17 protein-coding genes are annotated in these 20,166 nt (G+C 64.7%); 4 read left to right on the top strand and 13 right to left on the bottom strand.

What is annotated here, in order from left to right; all coding sequences use genetic code 11:
* The first annotated feature begins 70 nt into the window (after nt 1–70).
* Nucleotides 71–2,581 (top strand): ATP-dependent helicase, encoded by a 2,511-nt coding sequence (locus tag AC3A4H_RS10510; protein ID WP_487766639.1) that lies wholly within the window; start codon nt 71–73, stop codon nt 2,579–2,581.
* 25 nt (nt 2,582–2,606) lie between these two features.
* Here AC3A4H_RS10510 and AC3A4H_RS10505 read toward each other — a convergent pair whose 3' ends face one another.
* The 3 genes from AC3A4H_RS10505 to AC3A4H_RS10495 all read right to left on the bottom strand — a co-directional run bounded on the left by AC3A4H_RS10505 (nt 2,607) and on the right by AC3A4H_RS10495 (nt 4,156).
* Nucleotides 2,607–2,888, bottom strand: a complete 282-nt coding sequence (locus tag AC3A4H_RS10505; protein ID WP_487766638.1) for a hypothetical protein — start codon at nt 2,886–2,888, stop codon at nt 2,607–2,609.
* Between the two features lie 90 nt (nt 2,889–2,978).
* Nucleotides 2,979–3,614, bottom strand: a complete 636-nt coding sequence (locus AC3A4H_RS10500) for a DapH/DapD/GlmU-related protein (protein WP_487766637.1) — start codon at nt 3,612–3,614, stop codon at nt 2,979–2,981.
* Between the two features lie 56 nt (nt 3,615–3,670).
* Nucleotides 3,671–4,156 (bottom strand): CreA family protein, encoded by a 486-nt coding sequence (locus tag AC3A4H_RS10495; protein ID WP_348777348.1) that lies wholly within the window; start codon nt 4,154–4,156, stop codon nt 3,671–3,673.
* Nucleotides 4,157–4,357: 201 nt separating this feature from the next.
* On the opposite strand from AC3A4H_RS10495, the gene AC3A4H_RS10490 reads away from it, so the two are divergent.
* The 3 genes from AC3A4H_RS10490 to AC3A4H_RS10480 all read left to right on the top strand — a co-directional run bounded on the left by AC3A4H_RS10490 (nt 4,358) and on the right by AC3A4H_RS10480 (nt 7,814).
* Complete coding sequence (locus AC3A4H_RS10490; protein ID WP_487766636.1) at nt 4,358–4,936, top strand: SCO family protein; 579 nt, start codon at nt 4,358–4,360, stop codon at nt 4,934–4,936.
* A 50-nt stretch (nt 4,937–4,986) separates the two neighbouring features.
* Nucleotides 4,987–5,859, top strand: coding sequence for a 50S ribosomal protein L11 methyltransferase (locus tag AC3A4H_RS10485; protein WP_487766635.1), 873 nt, complete (start codon nt 4,987–4,989; stop codon nt 5,857–5,859).
* A gap of 125 nt (nt 5,860–5,984) precedes the next feature.
* Nucleotides 5,985–7,814 carry an aminopeptidase P family protein gene (locus AC3A4H_RS10480; RefSeq protein WP_487766634.1) on the top strand — a complete coding sequence of 610 codons (1,830 nt, stop codon included), beginning with the start codon at nt 5,985–5,987 and terminating at the stop codon, nt 7,812–7,814.
* Between the two features lie 30 nt (nt 7,815–7,844).
* Here AC3A4H_RS10480 and AC3A4H_RS10475 read toward each other — a convergent pair whose 3' ends face one another.
* The 10 genes from AC3A4H_RS10475 to AC3A4H_RS10430 all read right to left on the bottom strand — a co-directional run bounded on the left by AC3A4H_RS10475 (nt 7,845) and on the right by AC3A4H_RS10430 (nt 20,132).
* On the bottom strand, nt 7,845–8,141 hold the full coding sequence (locus tag AC3A4H_RS10475) for an AzlD family protein (RefSeq protein ID WP_487766633.1): 297 nt from the start codon (nt 8,139–8,141) through the stop codon (nt 7,845–7,847).
* Nucleotides 8,138–8,875, bottom strand: a complete 738-nt coding sequence (locus tag AC3A4H_RS10470; protein WP_487766632.1) for an AzlC family ABC transporter permease — start codon at nt 8,873–8,875, stop codon at nt 8,138–8,140. Before AC3A4H_RS10470 ends, AC3A4H_RS10475 begins: the two co-directional genes overlap by 4 nt.
* A 94-nt stretch (nt 8,876–8,969) precedes the next feature.
* Complete coding sequence (gene ligA, locus AC3A4H_RS10465; RefSeq protein ID WP_487766631.1) at nt 8,970–11,111, bottom strand: NAD-dependent DNA ligase LigA; 2,142 nt, start codon at nt 11,109–11,111, stop codon at nt 8,970–8,972.
* A 139-nt stretch (nt 11,112–11,250) separates the two neighbouring features.
* Nucleotides 11,251–12,933, bottom strand: a complete 1,683-nt coding sequence (gene recN, locus AC3A4H_RS10460; protein WP_487766630.1) for a DNA repair protein RecN — start codon at nt 12,931–12,933, stop codon at nt 11,251–11,253.
* A 15-nt stretch (nt 12,934–12,948) separates the two neighbouring features.
* Entirely contained in the window at nt 12,949–13,815 is an 867-nt protein-coding gene (locus AC3A4H_RS10455) for an outer membrane protein assembly factor BamD (RefSeq protein WP_348777356.1), read from the bottom strand.
* 172 nt (nt 13,816–13,987) lie between these two features.
* Nucleotides 13,988–14,920 (bottom strand): UDP-3-O-acyl-N-acetylglucosamine deacetylase, encoded by a 933-nt coding sequence (gene lpxC / locus AC3A4H_RS10450; RefSeq protein WP_487766629.1) that lies wholly within the window; start codon nt 14,918–14,920, stop codon nt 13,988–13,990.
* A gap of 293 nt (nt 14,921–15,213) precedes the next feature.
* Nucleotides 15,214–16,908, bottom strand: coding sequence for a cell division protein FtsZ (gene ftsZ, locus AC3A4H_RS10445; RefSeq protein WP_348777358.1), 1,695 nt, complete (start codon nt 16,906–16,908; stop codon nt 15,214–15,216).
* Between the two features lie 70 nt (nt 16,909–16,978).
* Nucleotides 16,979–18,289 carry a cell division protein FtsA gene (gene ftsA / locus AC3A4H_RS10440; RefSeq protein WP_487766628.1) on the bottom strand — a complete coding sequence of 437 codons (1,311 nt, stop codon included), beginning with the start codon at nt 18,287–18,289 and terminating at the stop codon, nt 16,979–16,981.
* Nucleotides 18,286–19,194, bottom strand: coding sequence for a cell division protein FtsQ/DivIB (locus AC3A4H_RS10435; protein WP_487766627.1), 909 nt, complete (start codon nt 19,192–19,194; stop codon nt 18,286–18,288). The genes ftsA and AC3A4H_RS10435 overlap by 4 nt, the downstream gene beginning before the upstream one ends.
* 11 nt (nt 19,195–19,205) lie before the next feature.
* A complete protein-coding gene (locus tag AC3A4H_RS10430) occupies nt 19,206–20,132 on the bottom strand; it encodes a D-alanine--D-alanine ligase (RefSeq protein ID WP_487766626.1) in 927 nt (308 codons plus the stop codon).
* Nucleotides 20,133–20,166 lie beyond the last annotated feature (34 nt).

Below are 20,166 nucleotides of genomic sequence, written 5' to 3'. Positions count from 1 at the left end.
CGCGTCAACCATGGGCACAAAACGGCAACATCGCTGGCCTTTCGGCCCCGAATCACTACATTCGGTGGAAATGTCAGATTTTCCCGACGACATCCCCTTCTTCGATGAGCCCGGTGCGCCCGCCCCGCGCCCTGCCGGCGCGCCTGCGCCCGGCGGCATTGCCGCGCGCGCCATGGCCGCGCGCCAGGCCTCCGCGCCCGATTATCTGAACGGCCTCAACGCCGAACAGCGGCTGGCGGTCGAAACCACCGAAGGCCCCGTGCTGGTGCTCGCCGGTGCCGGCACCGGCAAGACGCGCGTGCTCACCACCCGGATCGCGCATATCCTCGCCACCGGCCGCGCCTTCCCTTCGCAGATCCTGGCCGTGACCTTCACCAACAAGGCGGCGCGCGAGATGAAGCAGCGCATCGGCCTGCTGGTCGGCGAAGCGATCGAGGGCATGCCCTGGCTCGGCACCTTCCACTCCATCGGCGTGAAGATGCTGCGCCGCCATGCCGAGCTTGCCGGCCTGCGCTCCGACTTCACCATCCTAGACACCGACGACGTCATCCGCCTCATCAAGCAGCTCATCCAGGCCGAGGGGCTGGACGACAAGCGCTGGCCGCCGCGCCAGTTCGCCATGATGATCGATGCGTGGAAGAACAAGGGCCTCGGTCCTGCCGAAATTCCCGAGGGCGACGCCCGCGCCTTCGCCAACGGCAAGGGGCGCGAGCTCTACAAGGCCTATCAGGAGCGGTTGCAGACGCTGAACGCCTGCGACTTCGGCGACCTGCTCTGCCACCCGATCCGCATCTTCCGCGCGCATCCCGACGTGCTGAAGGAATATCACCGCCGGTTCAAATACATCCTCGTCGACGAGTACCAGGACACCAACACCGCGCAATATATGTGGCTGCGCCTGCTAGCGCAGGAAACCGGCGCCCCGGGTAAAAAGAATGTCTGCTGCGTGGGCGACGACGACCAGTCGATCTATGGCTGGCGCGGCGCGGAGGTCGACAACATCCTGCGCTTCGACAAGGATTTTCCGGGCGCTGTCGTCATCCGGCTGGAGCGCAACTACCGCTCCACCGCCCATATACTGGGTGCTGCCTCGCACCTCATCGCCAACAATGAGGGCCGGCTGGGCAAGACGCTGTTCACCGACGTCGCCGACCCCGACGACTCCAAGGTCAACGTCCACGCCGCATGGGATTCGGAAGAGGAAGCCCGCGCCATCGGCGAGGAGATCGAGCAGCTCCAGCGCAAGGGCCATGCGCTGAACGACATGGCCATCCTCGTGCGTGCCTCCTTCCAGATGCGCGAGTTCGAAGACCGTTTCGTCACGCTCGGCCTCAACTACCGCGTTGTCGGCGGCCCGCGCTTCTACGAGCGGCAGGAAATCCGCGACGCCATGGCCTATTTCCGCGTCGTCGCGCAACCGGCCGACGACCTCGCCTTCGAGCGCATCGTCAACGTGCCCAAGCGCGGGCTTGGCGAAGCCGCCATCCGCCAGATCCACGACACGGCGCGCGCCCTGCGCATCCCCATGCTGGAAGCGGCGGGCAATCTTGCCGAAAGCGACGAGCTGAAGCCCAAGCCGCGTGCGGCCTTGCGCGAGGTCGCCGCCAATTTCGAGCGCTGGCAGAAGGCGCTCGACAACACGCCGCACACCGAGCTTGCCGAGATCATCCTCGAGGAGAGCGGCTACACCGACATGTGGAAGAACGACCGCTCGGCCGAGGCGCCGGGCCGGCTCGAAAACCTCAAGGAGCTCATCCGCTCCATGGAGGAGTATGAGTCGCTGCGCTCGTTCCTGGAGCATGTAGCGCTGGTAATGGATAGCGAGCAGAATGAGGAGCTCGACGCTGTCACCATCATGACGCTGCACTCGGCCAAGGGCCTGGAGTTCGAGACGGTGTTCCTGCCCGGCTGGGAGGAAGGCCTGTTCCCGCACCAGCGCTCGCTGGATGAGGGCGGCCGTTCGGGGCTGGAGGAAGAGCGCCGGCTGGCCTATGTCGGCCTCACCCGGGCCAAGCGGAACCTGCACATCTGGTTCGTCTCCAACCGGCGCATCCACGGCCTGTGGCAGTCCACCATTCCGTCGCGCTTCCTCGACGAGCTGCCGGAAGCGCATGTGGAGGTGGCCGAGGCTGGGGACAGCTATGGCGGCTATGGCAGTGGCTATGGCGGCCGGCAGAATCCCTATGGCGCCTCGCGCTTCGACAGTATCGGCTCGGACCAGAAATCCTTCTCCAACACCTATGCCACACCCGGGTGGCAGCGCGCGCAGGCAAACCGCAACGAGGCGACCGACCGCAACTGGGGCTCGCGCTCCGGCCACCATGTCGAGCGCATCGGCTATGGCGAGACTGATTCCGGCTATGGCGCCGGCCGCGGCTCGGTGAAGGGTCGCACCATCGAGGGCGAACTCGTTGCCAAGTCGGTTGCCGACGCCCCCTCGCCCTTCAAGGTCGGCGACCGCGTGTTCCACCAGAAATTCGGCAACGGCAACGTCGCGGCCATCGACGGCAACAAGCTGACCATCGACTTCGACAAGGCGGGCCAGAAGCGCGTGCTGGATAGTTTTGTAACGGCGGTGTGAGACTGGCCCTCGTAGCGCAGCGGCATCAGCCCAGGATCTGCTTCAGCCTTTCCGCCGCTCCGGCAGCCAGATCGGCATAGCGCTCCTCGAGTTCCTCGGCGGCCTTGACCACATCCGGGTCGTAGTCGTTGAACTCGAGCGCCCGCACCAGTTGTTCGACGAACTGCACCTGCTCTTCCAGCGCCTCGAACAGCGCCCTGACCTGGTCGGCGGCGATGTCGGGATCGGCCAGCATCTTTGGCACTTCCTTGTCCATCTCGGAGCAGGTTTCCGCCTGATTGCGCAGTATTTCCAGCCAGTCTGCCATCACGTTTCCTTCCGTCTGGCAAAATGCGCCTTGCACGCCCGAGGCGTCAACCCACGCGGGGACTTTACGCCCTCGCACCCGTATCGCGACTTAGAGCGGGCGGCCTTCCCAGCGGTCCAGAAACGTCTCGATGGTCATGGCCTGCATGTCGGGGATCGCATCGGCCAGCCGGTCCAGCGGCCAGTCCCACCAGGCCAGCGCCTCGATGCGGGCGATGGTCTCGGGCACAAAACGCAGCCGCTTGCTGCGCGCCGGCACGCCGGCCACGATCTCGTAGGCGCCGACGTCGCGCGTCACCACCGCATTGGCGCCGATCACCGCGCCGTTGCCGATCGAAACGCCGGGCAGGATGACCGCGCCATGGCCGACCCACACATCATGGCCGATGGTCACCGCCTTGGCCTGGCGGCGAGCGCGAAAATCCTGGTCGACGCCGAGATAGCGAAAATACTCGTTGGGCCGGTAGCTCACCTTGTGCGTGGTGATGCGCTCGACCGGGTGCTCCAGCGCGTTGATGCGGGTGTTGGCGGCGATGGAGCAGAACTTGCCGATGGTGGTGTAGATCGCCTCGGCGTGGCGCTCGAAATAGGAGAAATCGCCCACCGTCACCTCGCGCAGGATGACGCGCTCGCCGATAGCCGCATAGCGACCGAGGCGGCAGGATTTCAGCTCGGCCGTGGGGTGGATGCGCGGCTCGGCATCCTTGAAGCGAAGTGCGGGGTCCATGGCCCGGCTTTACGCCGCCGCGCGGCGCCCGGCAAGCCGCCGGCGCGGCCCCGCGCCTATTTCGGCTTGCCGTCGGTCCAGGTCACGTTCTGGCCGTAGAGCGGCACTGTGGTGACGGCCATCTTGGCCGAGCCGTTCTGCACCTGCCGCGAATGCGAAAGATAAATCAGCGTGTCGTTCTTCTTGTCGTAGATGCGGTTCACCACCTGCTTCTTCCAGATCAGGCTGATGCCCTGTTTGAAGACCTCCTCACCCTTCGAGCTCAGGTCGATCTTGCCGATGGTGATAGGCCCGGTCTGATGACAGGAGATGGCCGAGTCGGAAGGGTTCTCGAACCAGTTGCCCTTTTGCAGCCGGTCCACGATGCCGCGATCGAAATAGGAGAAGTGGCAGGTCACGCCCTCGATCTTGGGGTCTTGCACCGCCTGCACAATGATATCGTTGCCGAGCCAGTCGACCCCGACCCTGCCGACTTCCTCGGCAAGCGCCGGTGCTGCCGCACCAAGCAAAAGAGCCGCCGCACCGATTGCCGCTGCACGCATGGAGACCTCCTGATAAATCAGACCGTTCGCAACAATTGGGTGTGCCCGGTCGCGCTTGCAAGCTCTGGCCCGCCCAGGCGCGCTCGCCAGCGGCATCATGGCCCCTTTTGCGGGCGCGTTTCCGCCACTATCTTGTCAGGCATGGCGCAAGCTCGCAGAGCTGCGCGACTTCCGAACGCTGGACGAGGGAAACAGCTAGTCATGATGCGCTCCATTCTGGTCGGTATCCTGGTTCTCATGGCCGCTGGCGTGGGCTGGCTGACCTTCGACTGGTACCAGGCCCGCAATGGCGGCCAGGCCTATGGGGCTGCATTCACCCTTGTCGACCAGAAGGGCCAGCCGATCACCGAAGCGGCTTTCCGCGGCCACCCCTCGGCGGTGTTCTTCGGCTTCACCCATTGCCCCGAAGTCTGCCCGACGACGCTGTTCGAACTGGACGGCTGGCTCAAGCAGCTCGGCGACGAAGGCAAGGACATCAGGGCATATTTCGTCACGGTCGACCCCGAACGCGACACTCCCGAGATGATGAACGCCTATGTCAGCAACGTGTCGGATCGCATCACCGGCATCACCGGCGACCCCGACAAGGTGGCCGCCATGGCCAAGTCGTTCCATATCTATTCGCGCAAGGTGCCGCTGGACGGCGGCGACTACACCATGGACCACACCGCTTCGGTGCTGCTGCTGGATGGCAAGGGCGACTTCTTCGGCACCATCGCCTACGGCGAAAGCGGGGATACGGCCGTGGCAAAGCTGAAACGCCTTGCGGGCAAGGGCTGAAACGTCCACAAGCGCGGGCACAAATCGCCCTCTTTATGATTGTGAGCACCATGAGCCAGACACGCCTTTACCTCACGGCCGGGCGCAGCGATGCAGACCGCATCTTCGCCGCCCTGGAAACCGAATTCGAGGACGAGGGCTTTCCCATCGCTGTCATGGAAATAGACGAGGATCGCGACATCCACGAAGTGTCGCTCTACACCGACGGCGACGTTGACGAGACCCAACAGCGCATTCGCGAAGTGCTCGCCTCGCTCTCTCTGGACAGGCAAATCGAGCGCGAGACGCTACCAGATGTCGATTGGGTGGCGAAGTCGCTGGAAGGCCTGAAGCCGGTGCGGGCGGGCGGCTTCGTGGTGCATGGTTCGCATGACCGCGACGAGCCTCGCGAAGGCGAGATGGCCATCGAGATCGAGGCCGGCCTTGCCTTCGGCACCGGCCATCACGGCACGACCTCGGGCTGCCTCGAAATGCTGGAACAGGTCGTCCGGGAGGAAAAGCCGCGCAATGCACTCGACCTCGGCACCGGCAGCGCCGTGCTGGCTATCGCCGTAGCAAAGCTCGCGCAGATTCCGGTGCTGGCGACCGATATCGACCCTGTGGCCACCGAGGTTGCAGCCGACAATGTGCGGCTCAACGGCGCGTCGGGCTATGTCGAGACCGAAACCGCGACCGGTTTCGACCATCCCGTCTTTGCGGCGCGCGGCCCCTTCGATCTTGTCATAGCCAATATTCTGGCAGGCCCGCTTATCGAGCTTGCCCCTCCAATGGTGCAGCACGTCGCCCCGGGTGGTTCCATCATCCTTTCGGGCATTCTGGAAAGGCAGGGTGACGCCGTGCTCGCCGCCTATACAAACCAGGGTTTTCGCCACATCCGCACCTTGTTGCGCGAGGGCTGGGTGACGCTCCACCTCAAGCGCTGATCGAGCCGGACATGGGTGGGCCGGCCCGGGGCATCGGATAATGCCTGAAACCGGATTCCACTTTCGGGCACGATGCTCTAGTTTGACGCCACGCTAGACACCTGCAGCAGGAAGGCACCTCGCCCATGTTCCAGACCTTCGATTCGGCCAGCGACCCGTCCACCGCCGCAGCCCGCGTGGCCAAATTGCGCGAATGGCTGGCCGCGCGCGAGCTCGATGGCTTCATCGTCCCGCGCGCCGACCAGCATCAGGGCGAATATGTCGCCCCCGGTTCGGAACGCCTGCGCTGGCTGACCGGCTTCAGCGGCTCCGCCGGCGTCGCAATCATTCTTGCAGACCGCGCCTTCATCTTTGTCGACGGCCGTTATCAGCTCCAGGTGCGCGAGCAGGTCGACCTCGGCATATTCACCATCGAAAGCCTGATCGAGAACCCGCCGCCTGCCTGGATTCGCGAAAATATCGGCAAGGGTGCCGAGATCGGCTTCGATCCCTGGCTGCACACGATCAGCGAAGTGAGCGCGTTGAAAAAGGCGGCCGCCAAGACCGGCGCGACCCTTGTACCGCTGGCCGACAACCCCATCGACGAGATCTGGGCCGATCAACCCGCCGAGCCACTGGCGGAGGTCGAAATCCATCCCATCGCCTTTGCCGGCGAACTGGCGAAGGACAAGCTCGCCCGGCTCGCAGCCGCAATCGCCAGGGAAGGCGCCACCCATTGCGTCCTGACGGACCCGTCATCGATCGCCTGGACATTCAACATTCGCGGCGCCGACGTGCCCCACACGCCGCTGGCGCTCGGCTTCGCCATTCTGGCCGCAGACGGCAAGCATCGCCTGTTCCTTGACAGCCGCAAGCTGTCTCGCAAGGTCGAGGCCTATCTCACCCAGCTCGCTGAACTGCGCGCCCCGGATGCGCTCGAGGCCGAAGTGATCGAGCTTGCCCGCTCCGGCGCCAAGATAGCGCTCGATCCGGTGCTTGCGGCCGACAAGCTGCGTGCCCTGGTCGAAGAGAACGGCGGCACGGTCGTTCTGGAGCCCGACCCGGCCCGCCTGCCCCGCGCCACCAAGAACCAGGCCGAAATCCAGGGCGCGCGCGCCGCGCACCGGCGCGATGGTGCGGCGGTAGCGAAGCTGTTGTGCTGGCTCGATGCGCAGAAGCCGGGCACGCTGGACGAGATCAAGGCGGTCACCCAGCTTGAGGAGATGCGGCGCAGCGTCGGCGAAGAAACGCAGATGCCGCTACGCGACGTTTCCTTCGACACCATCTCGGGCGCGGGGCCGAACGGCGCGATCATGCACTATCGCGTCTCGCACGCCACCAATCGCCCCTTGCGCGAAGGCGAGCTGTTCCTGCTCGACTCCGGGGCGCAGTATCAGGACGGCACCACCGACATCACCCGAACCGTGGCCGTGGGCAAGCCCACGGAGGAAATGCGCGAGCGTTTTACTCTTGTGCTCAAGGGCATGATTGCCATTTCCACGCTGCGCTTTCCGGCCGGCACGCGCGGCTGCGACATCGATGCCTTTGCACGCATAGCCCTGTGGCAGCGGGGGCTGGACTTCGCCCATGGCACCGGCCACGGCGTCGGCTCTTATCTCGCCGTGCATGAAGGGCCCCAGCGTATCGCCAAGACCGGCACCGAGAAGCTGCTCGAAGGCATGATCCTGTCCAACGAGCCGGGCTACTACAAGGAAGGCCACTACGGCATCCGCATCGAAAACCTCATCATCGTCACGCCAGCCGAACGGCCGGAAGGCGGCGACCTGCCCGTCCACGGCTTCGAGACGCTGACCCTGGCGCCTATAGACCGCCGTCTGGTGCGCCCCGACCTGCTTTCGCCAGCTGAACTGGAGTGGCTCAATGCCTACCACGCCCGCGTTCTCGCCGAGATCGGGCCGATGGTGGATGGCGAAACGCTGAAGTGGCTGGAACAGGCGACGGCACCGATCGCCTGATCACCTACAAAGCGTCTTGAGGAGCGTGGCTCAGCCGGCGAGGTGCCGCATGGCGATCAGCACTGCGGCACCGGCAAGAAACATGGTCATCAGCCCGCCGCGCAGGGAGACGATTGCCGCCACCGCGAGAGCTGCCAGTTCAGCCGGACCGGCCGACATGGCGGCCGGCGCCACAAGCGTGGTCAACACCGCCGCGGGCACCGCGTTGAGCCCGGCTTCGACGCGCGGATGAATGCGCTCGAAGCGCGAGATGACCAGATGCCCGCCAATGCGCGTCAGGTAGGTCGCGATGGCGCCCGCGACGATGATCCACAGCGTGGTGCTCATATCGTCGCCTCCGCCGTCTCGACAGCGTCGCCCTGCCGCACCGGCAACGCGGCCGCAAGCAGCACGCCCGCCAGCGCACCGAGGGACACATGCCAGGGCGAACCGACCGTCTTGTAGGCGATCATCGAGGCTACGGCACTGGCAATGACGATGGGCAGCCAGCGCGGGCGCTTTCGGAAGCTCATGACGAGCCCGAGGAAATAAATCGGCAGCAGGAAGTCGAGGCCGATGGCGTGGGGATCGGGAATAAGCCGCCCGAACAGCGCGCCGAGCGCACTCTCGGCGACCCAGAACACATAGATTGGCAGCGCCATGCCCATGTACCAGGCGAAGCTGACGTCTTCGCCGCTCTCGCCCTTGCGCTCGGCTTCGGCATATTGCGGATCGACGAGGAAGAAGTAGCCAATGGCCTGGTTCAACAGCGGCCAATGGTCGATGTGCTTGCCCACCGCCGCCGAATAGAGAACGTGGCGGAAATTGACCGCGAAGATCGACAGCACCACCAGCCATGGCGCGACCTGGTGGCCGAACAATTCGATGCCGACGAGCTGGCTCGCGCCGCCATAGATGGCCGCGCTCATCAGCGTGGCCTCGGCGACGCTGAAGCCGTTATCCACGGCAAGCGCCCCGAACAGAATGGCAAAGGGCGCGGACGCGACCACCACCGGTATGCTTAGCCGCGCGCCGCGCCAAAAAGCGCCGGACTGGGGCTGCGAAACTGCTTCTACCGACATGGGGCCATTCCTCGCGACGGCCCTATGTATGGAGCGCGGGCACATCTGTCATATCAAAATGGTTGAGCCAACCATCAGCGAAACTGAAACGGGCTCACCCCTTCGCCACCCGCTCGAACCAGGCATCCTCGTCGATGACCTCGATGCCAAGTTCGGTGGCTTGCTTCAGCTTGGAGCCCGCGCCCGGCCCCGCCACCACCAGATCGGTTTTCTTGGAGACGGATCCCGCAACCTTGGCGCCCAGCTTCTCGGCCATGGCCTTGGCTTCTTCGCGCGACATCTTCTCCAGCGCGCCGGTAAACACCACCGTCTTGCCGGCGACCGGAGACGAAACCTCCCCTACCGGCTGCTCATCCAGCGGCGTGACTTCCTTCAGCAGCGCGTCCAGCACCTCGCGGTTGTGCTCCTCGGCGAAGAACTCCACCACGGCCTCGGCGACGACATTGCCGATGCCGCTGATGCCGTTCAGCTCCTGCCAGGCGGCGTTGCCTGGATCGCCCTTGGCCTGCGGCACCACGGCATTTTCCGCGGCCGCGCGCAGGGCCGAAAAACTGAGGAAATGCCGCGCCAGCCGCTTGGCGTTGGTTTCGCCGATATGCCGGATGCCGAGCCCGAACAGGAACCGCGAAAACTCAACCTGCCGCTTGTCGTCGATGGCGGCAAAAAGCTTGCGCACGGAGACCGTGCCAAAGCCCTCGATGTTCTCCAGCTTGGTCAGCGATCTCTCCTGCCGCGCCTTCAGCGTGAAGATATCGGCGGGGGAGCGGATGCGTAGCGCCGGGTCCTCGGCGTTGAAGAAGAACTCGATCTGCTTCTCGCCAAGCCCTTCGATGTCCAGCGCGTTGCGCGATACGAAGTGGCGCAGGCGTTCCACGGCCTGTGCAGGGCAGATCAGGCCGCCGGTGCAACGCCGCACCGCCTCGCCCTCCTCACGCACTGCATGGCTGTTGCAAGCCGGACAGCGGTCGGGGAAGACGTAGGGCACGGCATCGGCCGGGCGCTTTTCAAGGACCACGTCCAGAATTTGCGGGATGACATCGCCGGCGCGCTGCACCAGCACCGTATCGCCAATGCGGATGTCCCGACCCTCGCGGATTGGCTGGCCGTTGTTGCCGATGCCCCGGATATAGTCCTCGTTGTGCAGCGTGGCATTGGTGACCACCACGCCGCCGACGGTGACCGGATGCAAACGCGCCACGGGCGTAAGCGCGCCGGTGCGGCCCACCTGGATATCGATATCGGTCAGAACCGTAGTCGCCTTCTCGGCGGGGAATTTGTGCGCCGTCGCCCAGCGCGGGCTGCGCGAGCGGAAACCGAGCCGCTCCTGCAGGTCGAGCCTGTCGACCTTGTAGACCACGCCGTCAATGTCGTAGGGCAGTTCCGCACGTTCCGCCTCGATGGCGCGGTAGTGATCCATTATCTCCTCGACCGACCGGCAACGCACCATCAGGTCGTTGACCGGAAAGCCCCAGTCGGCGAAGCGCTGCACGACTTCATACTGGGTTTCGCCGAGCGGCTCGCTGGTCTCGCCCCAGGCATAGGCAAAGAACTTGAGCGGGCGCGAACGCGTGACCGCCGGGTCCTTCTGCCTGAGGCTTCCGGCTGCCGAATTGCGCGGATTGGCGAAGACCTGTCCGGTTTCAGCCATGCGCTGGTTGAGCGCAAAGAAATCGTCGCGGCGCATATACACTTCGCCGCGCACCTCGATCAGGTCGGGCGCGTCCGCCGGCAGATGCTGCGGAATCTGACCGATGGTGCGGATGTTGGCGGTGACGTTTTCGCCGGTGGTGCCATCGCCGCGCGTCGCCGCCGTCACCAGCCGGCGGTTCTCATAACGCAGCGACATTGAAAGGCCGTCGATCTTGGGCTCGGCCGTGAAGACCAGCTCCCGGTCGGCCGGATAGGCCAGAAAGCGGCGGACGCTGGCAATGAAGTCGACGACATCCTCGTCGGTGAAGAGGTTGTCCAGCGAAAGCATCGGCCGCAGATGAACCACGGGCGCAAAGGCCCCCGTCGGCTCGGCGCCGATTCTCATCGAAGGCGAATCCGCCCGCACCAGTTCCGGGAAATGCGACTCGATCGCCGCGTTGCGCAGACGCAACGCATCATAGGCAGCGTCCGAGATCGTCGGCTTATCCTCGGCGTAGTAGCTCCGGTCGTGCTCGGCGATCTCTGCAGCAAGGCGCGCGAGTTCGGCCGCGGCTTCCGCCTCGGTCAGTTGTTCGACGGGTTTCATGGTCTCCGACATGATGTGCGAATCCGGCTTTCAGGACGGCCGCTACCCTAACCTATGAAGCATGAGCGTGGCAGCCGCTTTTCACGGCCCGGCACAGTGGCGCCGACCATGCTGACAAACTGCAAGCGCGCGGGCAGCTTCAGGAAACTGCGGCGGCCTCGGCGTTTTCGCGCAGCAGCCTTTCGGCCGCGGCACGCGCCTCGTCGGTGATTGTTGCGCCCGCCAGCATGCGGGCGATTTCTTCCTGGCGCGCATCGCGGTTCATCGCCGCAATGCTGGTGGAAACCTGCTCGGTGCTGCCGGATTTCGCGATCAGGAAATGAGTATGCGCCCGCGCGGCCACCTGCGGCGCATGCGTGACCGAAAGCACCTGCACACGGCTTGCCAGCCGCGCGAGGCGCTGGCCGATGGCGTCGGCGACGGCACCACCGACGCCAGTGTCGATCTCGTCGAAAACCAGCGTCGGCGCGGAGCCACGATCGGCCAGTGCAACTTTCAACGCCAGCAGGAAGCGGGACAGCTCGCCGCCGGACGCAATCTTCATCATCGGACCGGGCTTGGTGCCCGGATTGGTGCGAACCCAGAACTCGATCTGGTCGATGCCCTCTTGCTGCCGATTGTCGGGCTCCGCGCTCATCTCGACGATGAACTCGGCCCGCTCCAGCTTCAGCGCCGGCAACTCGGCCATCACCGCATCGCGCAAGCCGAGCGCGGCCGTCTTGCGCAGTTCCGAGAGATGAGCGGCCACGCGGTCATAGGCCTCGCGGGCGGCCACGGCCTGCTTCTCCAGCGCCTGCAGGCGATCTTCGCCTGCGTCGAGGTCGGCAAGGTCGGCTGTCATCGTGTCGCGCAGCCTGGCGAGGTCATCGACCTGCACATTGTGCTTGCGGGAGGCCGCGCGTAGCGCGAACAGCCGCTCCTCGGCCTTCTCCAGCCGCTGGGGGTCGAATTCAGTGGCGCGCAGCGCCGCGTCCACGCCCGATTGCGCGGCGTCCAGCGACAGCATGGCCTCATCCAGTGACGTGACAACGTCATCGAGAAGGCCGGGCACCTCGGCAGCCTTGCGCTGAAGGCGACGAAGCAGGCTGGCAAGCTGCGGCAATGGCGAATTGGAGCCGGACAGCACGTCCTGCGCATCCTGGATATCGCTGGCGATCTTCTCTGCCCGCATCATGGCCGTGCGTACTTCCGCAAGCTCGGCCTCCTCGCCCACCTGCGGGTCGAGCTGCGACAGCTCGGCAACAGCCGCACGCAGATAGTCGGCCTCGCGCGCGGCGGCCTCGACACGGGCACGGTGACGGGAAAGTTCCTGCTCGCAATCGCGCCAGCGCCGCCAGGCTTCTGCACAGGCGCGCACCTCGCCGAGATGTCCACCGAAGGAATCGAGCACATCGCGGTGCGCCCCGGCATCCACCAGCGCCCGGTCGTCGTGCTGGCCGTGGATTTCCACAAGCGCGCGGCCGATGTCGCGCATCAGCGTCACGCTGGAAGGCTGGTCGTTGACGAACACGCGTGTGCGCCCGTCTGCCGTCTGCACACGGCGCAGAATGATGTCGCCGTCGTCGTCGAGCGCGTTGTCGATGAGGATCTGCCTGGCGGGATGATTGCGCGGCACATCGAAAACCGCGGAAACCTGCCCCTGCGTCGCGCCATGGCGCACGAGCGAAGCGTCGCCTCGCGCACCAAGCGCGAGCGACAGTGCGTCAAGAAGGATGGACTTGCCCGCGCCGGTCTCGCCTGTCAGCACTGACAGGCCGGACGCAAAATCAATGTCCAGCTTCTGGATCAGGACAATATCGCGGATCGAAAGCCTTGAGAGCATCTCGCCCCGCTGCGGTCAGGCGCCGGTGATGAACTTTCCGGCCTTGGAAAGCCAAGAGCCGGCATTCTCACGCGGCTCCAGCCCGCCGGACTGCAGAAGCTTGTAGGAGTCCTTGTACCACTGGCTTTGCGGGTAGTTCTGCCCGAGCACGGCAGCCGCGGTCTGCGCCTCGGAAGTCAGGCCCATCGCGTAGTAGCTCTCGGTCAAGCGCGCGAGGGCCTCCTCGATCTGCCGCGTGTTGGAATAGTTCTCGACCACGAAGCGGAAGCGCTTGATGGCGGCGATGTACTCGCGCCGTTCAAGATAGTAGCGGCCGACCTGCATCTCCTTGCCGGCGAGCTGATCGCGCGCGACGCGGATCTTTTCCTTCGCGTCATCGACATATTCGGAATCAGGCCAGCGGGTAACCACTTCCTGCATCGCCTCGATGGCGCGGCGCGACTCTTTCTGGTCCTGCGTCACGTCGCGGATCTGGCGGAAATAGCTGAGGCCGATAATGTACTGGGCGTAGGCCGCGTCGGGGCTCGACGGGTAGAGCGCAAGATAGCGCTTTGCCGCGTTGACGGCGTCGTCATAGTTGCCCTGGCGATAGTTCGCGAAGGCACCCATGACCATCGATTTGCGGGCATACTCCGAATAGGGATGCTGGCGGTCGACTGCGTCGAACTTGCGGCTGGCCTCCTTCAGCCGGCCGGCGTTCAAATTGGCAAGGCCCTGATTGTAGAGCACATCGGCCGGCTCGGTCTGGTCGACATAGGTCGACAGGTCGATGTCCTTCTCCGACGACATGCAGGCAGAAAGAAGAAGCGGCGCCGAAATCAGCGAAAGCGCCAGAAGGGCAGCGCGCGTCGGCTTCGACTGTGCAGCTCGCTCAAAAACCATGGTCTGATTCTGCCCCTCTCGGCGTAACTATACTCAATAGCCCCGCAGTCATAGATCACAACTGCCCCTGAACGGCAACGCTATCGCCGGCCAATCGTGCATTTTTGTGGCAGCTTGCAAGCCAGCGCGCATCGAGATGCCGGGTCAGGTCGCCACCAGCCACACAGGGCCCTCAAACCACCCAGGGCGCGTAAACAGGAGCGTTGATCGCGATCATTTCTGCCGACCGGCCGCGCTCGCGCCGGCTCGCCTCGACAATTTCAAAAGCCGAGTGATCCGACAGCAGGTGCCGCAGCGCGGCGGCGTTCAGGCGGTGGCCACCACGATAGGAACGGAAACAGCCGATGAAACGGGCACCGGCGAGCGCCAGGTCACCCATGGCATCGAGCGTCTTGTGGCGCACGAACTCGTCGGGATAACGCAGGCCTTCCATGTTGATGACCCGGCCGTCGTCGCCGATCACCACAGAATTCTCCAGCGATGAGCCAAGCGCATAGCCGGCGGCCCACAGGCGCTCGACGTCCTTCATGAAGCCAAAGGTGCGCGCGCGGGCGATTTCGTTGCGGAACACCTCGGCGCTCATATCGGCTGCAAAGGACTGACGGCCGATGGCCGCGCTCTCGAAGTCGATCTCGACCTCGAAGCGTGTTCCCGAATGGGGACGGAATTCCGCCCATGAGGCACCCGATTCGATGCGCACGGGCTTGAGAATGCGGATATAGCGACGCTTGGCCGAAAGCGTCTCGACGCCCGCCTGCTCGATCGCCTCGACGAATCGGATGGCGCTGCCGTCGAGGATCGGCACCTCGCGGCCGTCGATCTCGATGACCAGATTGTCGATACCGAGTCCCGACAGCGCACCCATGATGTGCTCGACAGTGCCGACATGCACGCCTGCGGGATCGCCCAGCAGCGTGCACAGATCAGTGGAGCCAACCTCAGAGGATAGAGCGCGCAGTTCGCGCCCGTTCTCGCCAACCACATGGAAGACGATTCCGGTGTCCGCGTCGGCGGGCAGGAAGTGCAGGGAAACCGGCTTGCCGCTATGAACGCCAACGCCCGAAAGCATGGCGCGCGACTTCAGCGTCGTTTGATAGTCGTACAAGTAATATCCCCTTGCGCCCGTTTGGCCTAAGGCCCCACACCAGCCCTAGGGAGCACGGCTCTCGCTTCGGTCGGCTGGCAGGAAACTTCACCACAGCCAGTGTGCCGACTCCATCATCGGGGCGAAGATAGTGGCCCCGGTGTGAGACGCCAAATCACGGTTTTTAACTCCGTGTAACGGCAGTCGAGCCGCATCAGCACACGCACAACTATCTGTTTTAACACTGCTTTCAAGACAAACGGGCAGGCACTCATGTGCCCGCCCGCTCAAAGCCGTTACATGGCGGTACCGGATCAGTTTGCCTGGCGGCGCAGGAACGCCGGGATTTCCAGCTGATCCTCTTCATGGTGAGTCCGAGCCTGGGGAGCCAGGCGGCCCTGGTCGTCCAGCTGGCCGCGGCGCGGAGCGTAGAGCTGCGCGTCCTGGCGGCGCGCCTCAGGCGCGGGCTGGCGAAGCTTCGGCTCGCGCGGCTGGGCCGGCTGAAGGCGTGCCGGCTCTTCCTCACGGCGGGTCAGGCCATTGGTCAGGCGCTTCAGCAGGCCCATAGGCCCACGGTCCTCGTGCTGCTCGGCAGGGCGAGCCTTGGCCTGCACTTCGGCCTGCACCATCGGCGGGAAGTCCTCGACGCGCGGCATCCGCGGCTGGGCGGCAACCGGCTGAGGCATTTCGCGCGGCTGCAACGGAGCCGGCGCAGGCTGCGGAGCCATCATCGGCTGCGGCTGCTGCATGACCGGCTGCGGCTGCATGGCCTGCGGAGGAGCCTGGAACAGCTTGCTCTGCGGGCGGAATTCCTCGCCACCAGCGACCGGGACCTGACGCGGCGCCGCCATGGCGGCTGCGGCAGCGTTCGCCTCGGCCAAGCGGATAGCGTCGGCCACCGGATCGGCTGCGCGAGGCTCAAGGCGCGGCGCCTCCTGCACCGGCGCCATGGCAACCGGGCGTGCTTCAGGCATGCCGGCGGGGCGTGCGGCCGGCTTCACGGGAGCGCGGATAGCGATGGGCGCAGTCGCCATGTCGGCGGCCGACTTGTCGATGCCGGTCGCAACCACGGAGACGCGGATGACGCCTTCGAGTTCCTCGTCGAAGGTGGCGCCCAGGATGATGTTGGCGTCCGGATCCACTTCCTCGCGAATACGGGTAGCCGCCTCGTCGACCTCGAACAGGGTCAGGTCGCGGCCGCCAGTGATCGAGATCAGCAGGCCCCGCGCGCCCTTCATCGAGGTTTCGTCAAGCAGCGGGTTGGCGATAGCAGCCTCGGCGGCAGCCATGGCACGGCCCTCGCCCGAAGCCTCGCCGGTGCCCATCATGGCCTTGCCCATCTCGCGCATCACCGAACGAACGTCAGCGAAGTCGAGGTTGATCAGGCCTTCCTTGACCATCAGGTCGGTGATGCAGGCAACGCCGGAGTAGAGCACTTGGTCGGCCATCGCGAAGGCGTCGGCGAAGGTGGTCTTGTCGTTGGCGAGGCGGAACAGGTTCTGGTTCGGAATGACGATCAGGGTATCGACGCACTTCTGCAGTTCCTCGATGCCCAGGTCGGCCGTCTTCATGCGGCGCTGGCCTTCGAAGTGGAAAGGCTTGGTGACGACGCCAACGGTGAGGATGCCCTTTTCACGGGCGGCGCGGGCAACGACGGGGGCTGCACCCGTGCCGGTGCCGCCGCCCATACCGGCGGTGACGAAGCACATGTGCGTGTTGGACAGGTAGTCGACGATCTCGTCGATGCATTCCTCGGCGGCGGCGCGACCGACCTCAGGCTGCGAGCCGGCACCCAGGCCCTCTGTGATGTTCGCGCCGAGCTGGATCAGTTGCTCAGCCTTGGACGTGGCCAGGGCCTGTGCGTCGGTGTTCGCCACCACGAATTCCACGCCGCGAAGACCCGCCGTGATCATGTTGTTCACGGCGTTGCCACCGCCGCCACCCACGCCGAACACGGTGATGCGTGGCTTGAGCTCGGTAATGTCCGGCTTTTTCAGATTGATCGTCATTGTCCTCGTCCTTTTGCCTATCCCGCCGCTGCGCCGCTGCGGCCGCCTATTGGGGTGTTCACGTCAAATTCTAGAAACTGTCTCGGAACCACTGACTTACGCGATGCAGTTTCCCGCCTGTTCCGGTCATGCGGAACCGGGAGATACTGTTGAACTGATTGATCTCGAAGCTTGCCACCTGCGGATAGATCAGCAGACCTACCGCCGCCGCAAATGCCGGGCCCTTGGCCGCCTCGGGCAGGCCGGCAACGCCAAGCGGGCGCCCGATCCGCACATTGCGGCCGAGAATGCGGCGCGCGGCCTCGGGCAGACCTGCGAGCTGGCTGGCGCCGCCAGTCAGCACCACGCGCTTGCCCACCGCGTTGCCATATCCGGACTTGTTGAGGCGATCGCGCAGGATCTCCAGCGTTTCTTCGATCCGCGCGCGGATGATGCGCGTCATCACCGAGCGCGGGATCTGCAGAGGAACGTCGCCTTCGTCGGCGCCGATCGGCTGGATGGTCACCAGATCGCGGTCGTCCGCGCTGCCAGGCAGCGCCGAGCCGTGCATGACCTTCAGCCGCTCGGCATCTTCCAGCCGGGTCGAAAGGCCCTTGGCCATATCCAGCGTGACGTGATTTCCGCCGATCGGTATGGCGTCCGCGTGGACGAACTTGCCATCGGCAAAAACGGAAATCGTCGTGGTGCCGCCACCCATGTCGATGCAGGCGGCGCCCATCTCCAGTTCGTCGTCCACCAGCGCGGCCAAGCCGCTGGCGTAGGGCGTTGCCACCATGCGCTCGACCGACAGGTGCGAACGGTTGATGCACAGCTCGAGATTGCGCAGCGGCGCGGCATCGCCGGTCAGCACATGCATATCGACGCCGAGCGTCTCGCCAACCATGCCGCTCGGATCACGCACGCCACGCTCGGCATCCAGCGAAAAGGCGACTGGCAGCGCATGCACCACCTCGCGCTCGGCCCGCAGCGCCTGCTTTGCTCCGGCGGCCAGAACACGCTTGATGTCGCCCGCCGACGCCTCATGGCCGCCCAGATTGACGGTGGCCGAAAAGGTTTGGCTCTTCAGCCGACCTGCGGTCAGGTTGACGATCAGCGAATCCACCGTCAACCCCGCCATGCGCTCGGCCGCATCGACGGCAAGCCGCACCGCATGCTCGGCACGGTCGAGATCCACGACCACGCCGGACTTCACGCCCTGGGATTTCTGATGACCGATGCCGATCACTCGCGCCTGGTGCGTGCGCCCGCGCAGGATCTGGCTCTCGGCCGCCGGCTTGAGGCTGGCGACAATGCAGCAGACCTTGCTCGACCCGACGTCGAGAACAGTGACGACACCGGAACGGCGCGACTGACTATCCTTTCGACCGCCCAGCAGGCTCATATTCTCTTCTCCGGCTTGCTGCCCTTGCGCTGCTTAAGCGCTGCATCCCTGCGGTCCGCCGCCTCCGGAGTGAGCTGAACGACCAGGCGGTCGCCCAGCCGCATGTCGACGGCAGCGATATCGCGCGAAAGCAACCCCATCTCGCGATCCATCCTGGCGAGATCCGCGAGCGCAGAATCCTCGCCATTTTCCGGCAGCTTGACGGTGACGCCGTTCTCCAGCCACAGGTCCCAACGCCGCTCGGCGACGCGGATATAGCCCTTCACGCGCGAAGCAAGCTCGGGAAAGCGGTTCACCTTGGCCAGGAACCCGGAGGCCCTTTCAGCAGCACCGACACCCACGACAAGCGGCAAAGAGACGTGACGGCCACCAGCGAAAGGCGCAATCACCTTGCCGTCCTGCTCCACCACCGAAAGCTCGTTCTCATGCTGCCAGACGGCGAAGGGCTTGCGCTCCTCGATCTTCACTTCCAGCGTATCGGGATAGACCTTTCGAACCGAGGCAAGCTCGACCCAGGGCAATTCGCCTACGCGCTCGCGCGCCTTGTCGGCGTCGAAGCCGATCAGCGCCGTCCAGCCATCGAGCCCCAGCTTTTCCAGAACGTCGATCTCGGACGTCTCGTGGTGGCCAACCACGCGCACCTCATCGACAGCAAACCCGCTGCGCGCCGTGACGGCCTGCACGAGGGCCGGCATATGCCCACCCTCGTAAGCACCATAAAGGCCAGTGGAAGCCAGCAGGACAGCGGACGAGACGGACGCAGCGAAGCGCGGCGCGGTGAAGTCGCCCTTGAACAGGCGCGCCAGGACGCGCACCGGCTTGCGCAGCCAGCGCGGCAGCACGAAGCCGTCGGCCGAAAAGAACATGCCGAACAGGCCGCCTCCGGCCCTCCGCACCCTCTTCATCTGCCCTGACCTCAACGCGAACACGAAGCGTCCTCCACCATCCAGCTCAAAAGCTCACCAAAGGAATGTCCCGCGTGAGCGGCAATTTCCGGCACCAAAGACGTCGGCGTCATGCCCGGCTGGGTATTCACTTCGAGCCAGATGAGCTCGCCATCTTCCGAATGGCGGTCATCGAAACGGAAGTCCGACCGGGAGACACCCCGACACCCAATTGCCTGATGAGCCTTGAGCGCCAGTGTCTGTATTTTTTGGTAAATATTCGGTGAAACTTTCGCCGGGCATTCGTGACGTGATCCGCCCGGCACATATTTTGAATCGTAGTCGTAGAATGAATGCCCCGTCGGGATGATCTCGCAGACGCCGAGGGCGACATCGCCCATGACGGCGCAGGTCAATTCGCGCCCATAAATGTAGCGCTCGACTAGAACCCTATCGCCATAGCGCCACTCAGGCGAACCGACGACCTGGGGCGGATGCGACTGATCCTCCTTCACGATCACCACGCCGAAGCTCGAACCTTCATTGACCGGCTTCACGACATAGGGGGGCTTCATGGGGTGTGCATTGCCGATCGCAAAGCGATCCATCACCTTCGACTCAGCCACCGGCACACCGACCGACTTGACCACCTGCTTGGCCTTGTCCTTGTTCATCGCCAGCGCGGAGGCAAGAACGCCGGAATGCGTATAGGGAATGGCCAGATATTCGAGGATACCCTGGATGGTGCCATCCTCACCGAAAGGGCCGTGCAGAGCATTGAAGACAACGTCGGGCTTCAGCGCCGAAAGAACCGAGGAAACGTCGCGCCCGACATCGACGCGCGTGACGCGATAGCCCACGCCCTCGAGCGCATCGGCACAGGCATTACCAGAGGAAAGAGACACCGGCCGCTCGGACGAAAAACCACCCATCAAGACGGCCACATGCTTCGAAGTCATAGTCCCGCAGCCCTCTCCGACCGGGTTTCCCAAC

This window comes from Pseudaminobacter sp. Soil_N_29, assembly GCF_057656055.1.
The sequence above is the reverse complement of the archived record's forward strand: the minus strand, read 5'-3'. Positions and strand labels throughout refer to the sequence as shown.